The sequence below is a fragment of the Halomonas sp. BC04 genome, assembly GCF_000568385.1.
In genome coordinates, this window is record NZ_AZQX01000245.1 from 1 (window position 1) to 5,249 (window position 5,249).

Consider the following 5,249-nt stretch of genomic DNA (forward strand, 5'->3'; position numbering starts at 1 on the left):
CCACCGGAGTGAGCGTGCAGCGCCATGGGCTGCTGTTGCCAGCGCCCACCGCCTTCACGAACCTCATGCTCGCCCCGAGCCGACTCATCGCTCGCCGGGGCGCCTTGGCCACGTCGTCGGCATGCTCGCCGGGGCGCGCCTCGGCCAGGGCCCGATGCAGGCTCGAGAAGAGGAAGTCATGCACCATGCGGCCGTCGCGAAAACGCACCTCATGCTTGGTGGGGTGGACATTGACGTCCACCACCATGGGATCGACCTCGAGGTAGAGCACGAACACCGGGTGGCGGCCATGAAACAGCACGTCCCGATAGGCCTGGCGGATGGCGTGGGCCACTAGGCGATCGCGCACCACCCGGCCGTTGACGAAGAAGTACTGCTGATCGGCCTGGGCCCGAGAGTGGGTGGGCAAGCCGACCCATCCCCATAGCCTGAGGCTTCCTGCCGCGAGATCCAGGTGCAGGGCATTATCGAGGAAGCCTTGCCGAGCAGCGCCGAGATGCGACGCTCGCGAGCCGCCGAATCCGGGCTGGCGGGTAGTTGATGCACCGTCTTCTGGTTGTGCCGAAGAACCCAGGCAATATCGAAACGAGACAGTGCCAGGCGACGAAACGCCTCCTCCACGTGGCCGTACTCGGTCTTTTCGGTGCGCAGGAACTTGCGCCGAGCCGGCGTATTGAAGAACAGGTCGCGAACCGTCAGGGAGGTGCCGCGAGGGTGCGGCGCCGGCGTGACCCGCGGCTCCATCTGGCGGCCCTCGGCCACCACACGCCAGCCGTTGCGGGGGGTCCTCGTCGACATTCGCCACCAGCTCCAGCCGCGACACCGAACTGATCGAGGCCAGCGCTTCGCCGCGAAAGCCCAGGCTGGCAACGCCCTCGAGCTCTTCCAGCGATGCGATCTTGCTGGTGGCATGACGCGACAGGGCCAATGGCAGGTCGTCCTCGCCAATACCGCAGCCATCGTCGCGCACCCGAATCAGGCGGGTACCACCCGCATCGAGTTCCACCTCGATCCGCCGGCTCCCGGCGTCGATGGCATTTTCGACCAGCTCCTTGACCACCGACGCGGGGCGCTCCACCACTTCGCCAGCGGCGATCTGGTTGGCCAGGCGCGGATCGAGCACCCGTATGGGTCGAACCTGGGTCATCTCGTTGGCCACCGTCATGAGCGCGGAATCCTCAGCACCTGCCCGACACGAATCACATCCCCGTTGAGCTCGTTGGCCTGCTTGAGTTGCCCCACCGGCACGCCATGGCGTGCGGCGATCTGGGAGAGGGTGTCCCCCGGCTGAATGCGATACTCGTTGCCAGAAGGGCTGCGCCGATTGTCCCGCTGCCAGGCAAGCAGGCTGGCCGGGGGCGGGTTACGCCGGAAATGTTCGGCAAGCCCCGCGAATATCGATTCGGCCAGCTTCTGCTGATGCCCGGCATCGCGCAGTCGTCGCTCTTCGTCCGGATTGGAGATGAAGCCGGTCTCGATCAGCAGCGAGGGGATATCCGGGGACTTCAGCACCATGAAGCCCGCCTGCTCCACCCGTGAACGGTGCAGCCGATTGACCCGCCCCAGCTGGTCCAGCACCTGGCCGCCGATGGCCAACGAATCGTTGAGCGTCGCGGTCATGGTGAGGTCGAGCAGCACGCCCCGCAGCACTTCATCCTTGTCATTCAGCGACAGGTTGCCGTCCACGCCGCCGATGAGGTCGGCCTGATTCTCGCTGGCCGCCAGCCACTGGGCAGTCTCCGAGGTGGCGCCACGCTGGGAGAGCGCATAGACCGAGCTGCCGCTCGGCCGCGGGCTGTTGAATGCATCGGCATGAATGGAAACGAAGAAGTCGGCCTTCTGCTCACGGGCGATACGGGTGCGCTGGCGCAGGCCGATATAGTAATCCCCGTCGCGGATCATCACGGCACGGAAGCCCTCGGCGTCATCCACCAGTCGCTGCAGCCGGCGACTGATCTCCATCACCACATCCTTCTCGCGGGTGCCACCAGGCCCGATGGCTCCCGGATCCTCCCCGCCATGGCCTGGGTCGATGGCGATGATGATGTCGCGGCGGGGGTGGGGAGCCGCAGGCTGGCTCGCGATGGCACTTTCGGCATTCACCTGAGGCGAGCCTTCCGCCCCTTCGGCACGGCCGCGACCGGCGACGATTTCCTGTTCACGGATCATCGCTCGATGGGATCAATGGGGTTCTCCACGGCACTTTCGCCGGATACTCCATGTCCACCACCAGACGATGGCCATACTGGTCATTGGGCGGCAGCGTGAAATGGCGTGGCTCGACCGTACGCGAGAGCTCCAGCACCACGCGAAGGCCATTGCCGTCCCGCACTCCACTGCGCACGGCGGTAATCGCACTGCCGTCCAGGTTCAACGAGGAAAGCTCGGTGTTGAGTCCGCTCTCGTCGAGGTCGATCACCAGGCGCCGAGGATCGTCGAGCAGGAAGATGTCGGCTTCGGCATGGCCAGACAGGTCGAAGACCAGACGAGCATGGTCGGGGGCGGCCCAGAGGCGAACGTTGTCGACCTGCGCCGACTGCACCAGTGGAGCGCACAGCAACAGCGAAAGCAGCACCGCAAACAGACAGCAGCGCCGCAAGACCACTAGGGAAAGCGGCTCTCTCCAGCGAAATGAAATAGGCAGGGATCGTGTCGTCATCACTATTGTTCGCGTTCCTGCTCGATAATCACATCGTCAAGGGCCAGCTCCTGCGACAGCGTCGCAAGAACAGATCGACCCAGCTCGGAGAAAGCCTCCAGGCTGGCGGCACGGCCCGGTTCGCCAAGGCTCAGGGTGATACGCAAATCCGGCTCTGGCAACCACCCCGCCCCTCGACAGGGCCACTCGACAATGCACAGGGCGTCATCGGCAAACAGGTCGCGGCCACCGATGAACTCCAGCTCCTCCGGATCACCTAGTCGATAGAGGTCGAAATGGTAGAGACGCATGCCACCAATTTCGTAGGGCTCTACCAGGGTGTAGGTCGGGCTCTTCACTGCTCCCTCGTGGCCATGGGCGCGCAGGATGCCCCGGGTAAGCGTGGTCTTGCCGGCCCCCAGCTCACCCTCCAGGTAGACGCGACCTTGGCCGCCCAGAGCACGTCCCAGGCGCCTGCCTAAGGCGACCTGGCGGTCTTCATCATCGAGTCGCACGCGCATCATCGCTACCTGTCTGGGGATAGATACCAAAGTTGGCCTCGGTGTTGATCAGACTTCGGGCATAGGATGCCAGATCGGCAGCCAGCAGACCACGCTCGCCACCGTCCCGGGCAGCCAGATCGGCCGCCATGGCATGCACGACCACCCCCAGTCTTGCCGCACTCTCCAGCGGCACCCCCTGGGCCAGCAAGGCGCCCAGGATACCCGACAGGACGTCTCCCATTCCCCCCGAGGCCATGCCGGGGTTGCCATAGGGACAGACCGCCATCCCCGTCGGGCCGGCCACCAGGGTGCCGGCACCCTTGAGTATGATCACCCCGCCGCGTTGACGCTGCAGTTCAGCCACCGCCGCCGGCCGGTCCGCCTCCACCTCCGTCGCACTAATACCGAGCAGACGGGCGGCCTCGCCGGGGTGCGGCGTCAGTATCCAGTCATCTCGCCGCTCTTCGACCCAGCGATTGGCCAGCAGGTTGAGGCCGTCGGCATCCACCACCAGAGGCAGCCCGGTCTTCAGCGAGGCCTGGAGCATGGCCTGCCCCCAGGCGCCCTGCCCGAGTCCCGGCCCCACCACGACGATATCGGCACGGGCAGGAAGGTCGCCGAGGTCGGCCGCCCCACGCACGCCATGGACCATGACTTCAGGGCGATACATCAGGGAGGCTGTGACATGCTCCGGCGCCGTGGCCAGGCTGATCTTGCCGGCACCCAGGCGAGCGGCGGCCTCACTGGCCAGCAGCGCTGCACCGCCGAATCCGGGCGCCCCTCCCACCACCAGCACATGACCCATGGCCCCCTTGTGCACGTCTCGCGCCCGGGGTGGCAGCAGAGCCGGAAGCAGGTCACTGTTCAGCAGCCAGGCAGCCGGCTCAAGGTCCCGATGGCGCCGGCATCGACTCCCAGCGCCCGGAAATGTACTTCCCCGGCCAGATCGGGCGCGCGGCCGGTATGCAGGCCGATCTTGTCGCCGATGAAGGTTACTGTCCGAGTGGCCCGCACTGACACCCCAAGCACGGCCCCGGTATCCGCCGCCAGGCCAGACGGGATATCGATGGCCAGCACTGGCAGGCCGCTGGCATTGATGGCCTCGATGGCATCGAGGAAGTCGCCGCGCACCTCACCGCCAAGGCCGGTACCCAGCAGGGCATCCACCACCACCTCGCCGGTAAAGTCCAGGCCCGGCCGCCATGGCACCACGCCGACCCCGGCAGCCGTCGCCATCTCCGCAGCCCGTGCCGCGTCATCCTTCAGGGTCTCGGGCGCCTTGAGCACGATGCGCTGGACATCCAGCCCAGCCACCCCGGCAAGGGCCGCGAGCACGTGGCCATCGCCGCCATTGTTGCCGCCGCCACAAAGCACCGTGAGGCGGCGCACGCCCGGCCAGCGAGACTTGAGGCTCTGCCAGGCCGCAGTGGCCGCCCGCTGCATCAGTGCGAAGCCCTCGATCCCCGCCGCGATGGTACGACGGTCGAGCTCCTGGACCTGCGCGGCCCGATAAAGCGGCCTCAGCGTGGCCGACGGTGTCTTGCCGTCTTGGTTTGCCGACATCCGGTGTCTCCCCTGCAAAGGATGCTTTATGATGAGAGTGTAAGCGCTATGTCGCCTACGCCAATCCCACCTGCATGCATTTACCCGGTTTTTTCTCGATCATGACGCATCCGGCAACCCTGGACGATAGCGATCTCGCCACCCTGGCCGATACCATCAAGACCTGGGGGCGCGAGCTGGGCTTCCAGCAGGTGGGTATCACGGATGTCGACCTGGCTGACGACGAGCGCTATCTGCAGCGCTGGCTGGACGCCGGCCATCATGGCGAAATGGGCTTCATGGCCAAGCATGGCACCAAGCGCACCCGCCCGGAGGAGCTCATCCCCGGCACCATTCGGGTCGTCAGCGTCCGTCTCGACTACCTGCCCGCCGAGGTGGAGAGCGCCAAGGTGCTGGGCCAGCCGGCTACCGCCTACGTCTCACGCTATGCCGTGGGCCGTGACTATCACAAGCTGATGCGCAAGCGCCTGGCGACCCTGGCCAAACGGATCGAAGAGAAGGCAGGTCCCTATGGCTACCGCGCCTTCGTCGACTCGGCCCCGGTG

General features: G+C 66.1%; 2 protein-coding genes and 3 pseudogenes. 1 reads left to right on the forward strand and 4 read right to left on the reverse strand.

Annotation, left to right across the window (positions count from 1 at the left end; genetic code table 11):
* The 4 genes and pseudogenes from mutL to Q427_RS16910 all read right to left on the reverse strand — a co-directional run.
* Window positions 1-1,147 (reverse strand): annotated as a pseudogene (mutL, locus tag Q427_RS16895) (DNA mismatch repair endonuclease MutL); the annotation flags it as partial.
* A 14-nt stretch (window positions 1,148-1,161) separates the two neighbouring features.
* Window positions 1,162-2,659: pseudogene (locus tag Q427_RS16900) on the reverse strand (N-acetylmuramoyl-L-alanine amidase).
* Between the two features lie 2 nt (window positions 2,660-2,661).
* Window positions 2,662-3,159, reverse strand: a complete 498-nt coding sequence (gene tsaE, locus Q427_RS16905) for a tRNA (adenosine(37)-N6)-threonylcarbamoyltransferase complex ATPase subunit type 1 TsaE (protein WP_043516075.1) — start codon at window positions 3,157-3,159, stop codon at window positions 2,662-2,664.
* Window positions 3,140-4,704: pseudogene (locus tag Q427_RS16910) on the reverse strand (NAD(P)H-hydrate dehydratase). Before Q427_RS16910 ends, tsaE begins: the two are co-directional and overlap by 20 nt.
* Window positions 4,705-4,805: 101 nt before the next feature.
* Here Q427_RS16910 and Q427_RS16915 point away from each other — a divergent pair.
* Window positions 4,806-5,249: QueG-associated DUF1730 domain-containing protein (locus Q427_RS16915; protein WP_043516078.1), on the forward strand; the 444-nt coding region annotated here is incomplete at its 3' end.